Origin of the sequence: Streptomyces sp. NPDC051776, from assembly GCF_040681345.1 — a bacterium.
Classification (GTDB): Bacteria; Actinomycetota; Actinomycetes; order Streptomycetales; family Streptomycetaceae; genus Streptomyces.
In genome coordinates this window covers 1-3420 of the sequence record NZ_JBFAYQ010000113.1, presented here as the reverse complement: position 1 = coordinate 3420, position 3420 = coordinate 1, and the positions used below count along the sequence as shown (strand labels likewise).

Here is a 3420-nt window from a genome sequence, read left to right as displayed (position 1 = left end):
CCGGCGAGTGTCCGGTGCTGGTGGCTCATGGGTGGAACGTTGACTATTCGATCAATGTTGGGTCTTCTCCGCTGTTAGTACTGCCCGTTGGGGTGTGGAACGCGTGGTGAGGGGCTGGGGTTGGTCGGGCACGCTGTTGGGTGTCTGAGGGCATGGCCGTGGTGGTTGTGTCTTTGGTTGCCGGCCCCGGTGAACTCGCCCCTTGTTTGGGGGTGGGGTGGTGGGTGGTTGGTCGTTGTTTGAGAACTGCACAGTGGACGCGAGCATCTGTGGCCAAGTTTTTAAGGGCGCACGGTGGATGCCTTGGCACCAGGAACCGATGAAGGACGTGGGAGGCCGCGATAGGCCCCGGGGAGCTGTCAACCGAGCTGTGATCCGGGGGTGTCCGAATGGGGAAACCCGGCAGTCGTCATGGGCTGTCACCCGCTGCTGAACTCATAGGCAGTGTGGAGGGAACGCGGGGAAGTGAAACATCTCAGTACCCGCAGGAAGAGAAAACAACCGTGATTCCGGGAGTAGTGGCGAGCGAAACTGGATGAGGCTAAACCGTATGTGTGTGATACCCGGCAGGGGTTGCGTGTGCGGGGTTGTGGGATTGTGCTTCAGTCGTCTGCCGGCGGCTGGGTGAGTCAGAAACCGTTGATGTAGGCGAAGGGCATGCGAAAGGCCCGGCGTAGAGGGTAAGACCCCCGTAGCTGAAACATCGGCGGCTTGCTTGTGCGATTCCCAAGTAGCACGGGGCCCGAGAAATCCCGTGTGAATCTGGCGGGACCACCCGCTAAGCCTAAATATTCCCTGGTGACCGATAGCGGATAGTACCGTGAGGGAATGGTGAAAAGTACCGCGGGAGCGGAGTGAAATAGTACCTGAAACCGTGTGCCTACAAGCCGTGGGAGCGTCGCGTTGAGTGTTTGCGCTCAACGTCGTGACTGCGTGCCTTTTGAAGAATGAGCCTGCGAGTTTGCGGTGTGTTGCGAGGTTAACCCGTGTGGGGGAGCCGTAGCGAAAGCGAGTCCGAATAGGGCGGTGTAGTAGCGCGCTCAAGACCCGAAGCGGAGTGATCTAGCCATGGGCAGGGTGAAGCGGAGGTAAGACTTCGTGGAGGCCCGAACCCACCAGGGTTGAAAACCTGGGGGATGACCTGTGGTTAGGGGTGAAAGGCCAATCAAACTCCGTGATAGCTGGTTCTCCCCGAAATGCATTTAGGTGCAGCGTCGTGTGTTTCTTGCCGGAGGTAGAGCACTGGATAGGCGATGGGCCCTACCGGGTTACTGACCTTAGCCAAACTCCGAATGCCGGTAAGTGAGAGCGCGGCAGTGAGACTGTGGGGGATAAGCTCCATGGTCGAGAGGGAAACAGCCCAGAGCATCGACTAAGGCCCCTAAGCGTACGCTAAGTGGGAAAGGATGTGGAGTCGCAGAGACAACCAGGAGGTTGGCTTAGAAGCAGCCATCCTTGAAAGAGTGCGTAATAGCTCACTGGTCAAGTGATTCCGCGCCGACAATGTAGCGGGGCTCAAGCGTACCGCCGAAGTCGTGTCATTGCAGTACGTGCCCCTAACGGGGACTGTGATGGGTAGGGGAGCGTCGTGTGCCGGGTGAAGCAGCCGTGTGAGCGAGTTGTGGATGGTTCACGAGTGAGAATGCAGGCATGAGTAGCGATACAAGAGTGGGAAACTCTTGCGCCGATTGACTAAGGGTTCCTGGGTCAAGCTGATCTGCCCAGGGTAAGTCGGGACCTAAGGCGAGGCCGACAGGCGTAGTCGATGGACAACCGGTTGATATTCCGGTACCCGCTTTGAAGCGCCCAGTACTGAGTCCATTAATGCTAAGGCCGTGAAGCCGCCTTTGATCTCTTCGGAGTGATGGGGAGTGGTGGAGCCGCTGATCCAAGGTGGTAGTAGGTAAGTGATGGGGTGACGCAGGAAGGTAGTCCAGCCCGGGCGGTGGTTGTCCCGGGGTAAGGGTGTAGGCCGTGCGGTAGGTAAATCCGTCGCACATTGGGGCTGAGACCTGATGCCGAGCCGATTGTGGTGAAGTGGATGATCCTATGCTGTCGAGAAAAGCCTCTAGCGAGTTTCATGGCGGCCCGTACCCTAAACCGACTCAGGTGGTCAGGTAGAGAATACCGAGGCGTTCGGGTGAACTATGGTTAAGGAACTCGGCAAAATGCCCCCGTAACTTCGGGAGAAGGGGGGCCATTGCTGGTGATCACCCTTGCGGTGTGAGCTGGTGGTGGCCGCAGAGACCAGCGAGAAGCGACTGTTTACTAAAAACACAGGTCCGTGCGAAGCCGTAAGGCGATGTATACGGACTGACGCCTGCCCGGTGCTGGAACGTTAAGGGGACCGGTTAGCTCTGTTTCGGCGGGGCGAAGCTGAGAACTTAAGCGCCAGTAAACGGCGGTGGTAACTATAACCATCCTAAGGTAGCGAAATTCCTTGTCGGGTAAGTTCCGACCTGCACGAATGGCGTAACGACTTCTCGACTGTCTCAACCATAGGCCCGGTGAAATTGCATTACGAGTAAAGATGCTCGTTTCGCGCAGCAGGACGGAAAGACCCCGGGACCTTTACTACAGCTTGATATTGGTGTTCGGTTCGGCTTGTGTAGGATAGGTGGGAGACTGTGAAGCCGCAACGCCAGTTGTGGTGGAGTCGTTGTTGAAATACCACTCTGGTCGTGCTGGATGTCTAACCTGGGTCCGTGATCCGGATCAGGGACAGTGTCTGGTGGGTAGTTTAACTGGGGCGGTTGCCTCCTAAAGGGTAACGGAGGCGCCCAAAGGTTCCCTCAGCCTGGTTGGCAATCAGGTGGTGAGTGTAAGTGCACAAGGGAGCTTGACTGTGAGACCGACGGGTCGAGCAGGGACGAAAGTCGGGACTAGTGATCCGGCGGTGGCTTGTGGAAGCGCCGTCGCTCAACGGATAAAAGGTACCCCGGGGATAACAGGCTGATCTTCCCCAAGAGTCCATATCGACGGGATGGTTTGGCACCTCGATGTCGGCTCGTCGCATCCTGGGGCTGGAGTCGGTCCCAAGGGTTGGGCTGTTCGCCCATTAAAGCGGTACGCGAGCTGGGTTTAGAACGTCGTGAGACAGTTCGGTCCCTATCCGCTGTGCGCGTAGGAGTCTTGAGAAGGGCTGTCCCTAGTACGAGAGGACCGGGACGGACGAACCTCTGGTGTGCCAGTTGTCCTGCCAAGGGCATGGCTGGTTGGCTACGTTCGGGAGGGATAACCGCTGAAAGCATCTAAGCGGGAAGCCTGCTTCGAGATGAGGGCTCCCACCCCCGGTTGAGGGGTTAAGGCTCCCAGTAGACGACTGGGTTGATAGGCCGGATATGGAAGCATCGTGAGGTGTGGAGTTGACCGGTACTAATAGGCCGAGGGCTTGTCCTCAGATGCTCGCGTTCACTGTGT

The 3420-nt window shown here is 57.7% G+C and carries 1 rRNA gene; it reads left to right on the top strand.

The annotated features are described in order from the left end of the window. Positions 1-271 precede the first annotated feature (271 nt). Positions 272-3399, top strand: a 23S ribosomal RNA gene (locus AB0M26_RS31205). Positions 3400-3420: the final 21 nt, after the last annotated feature.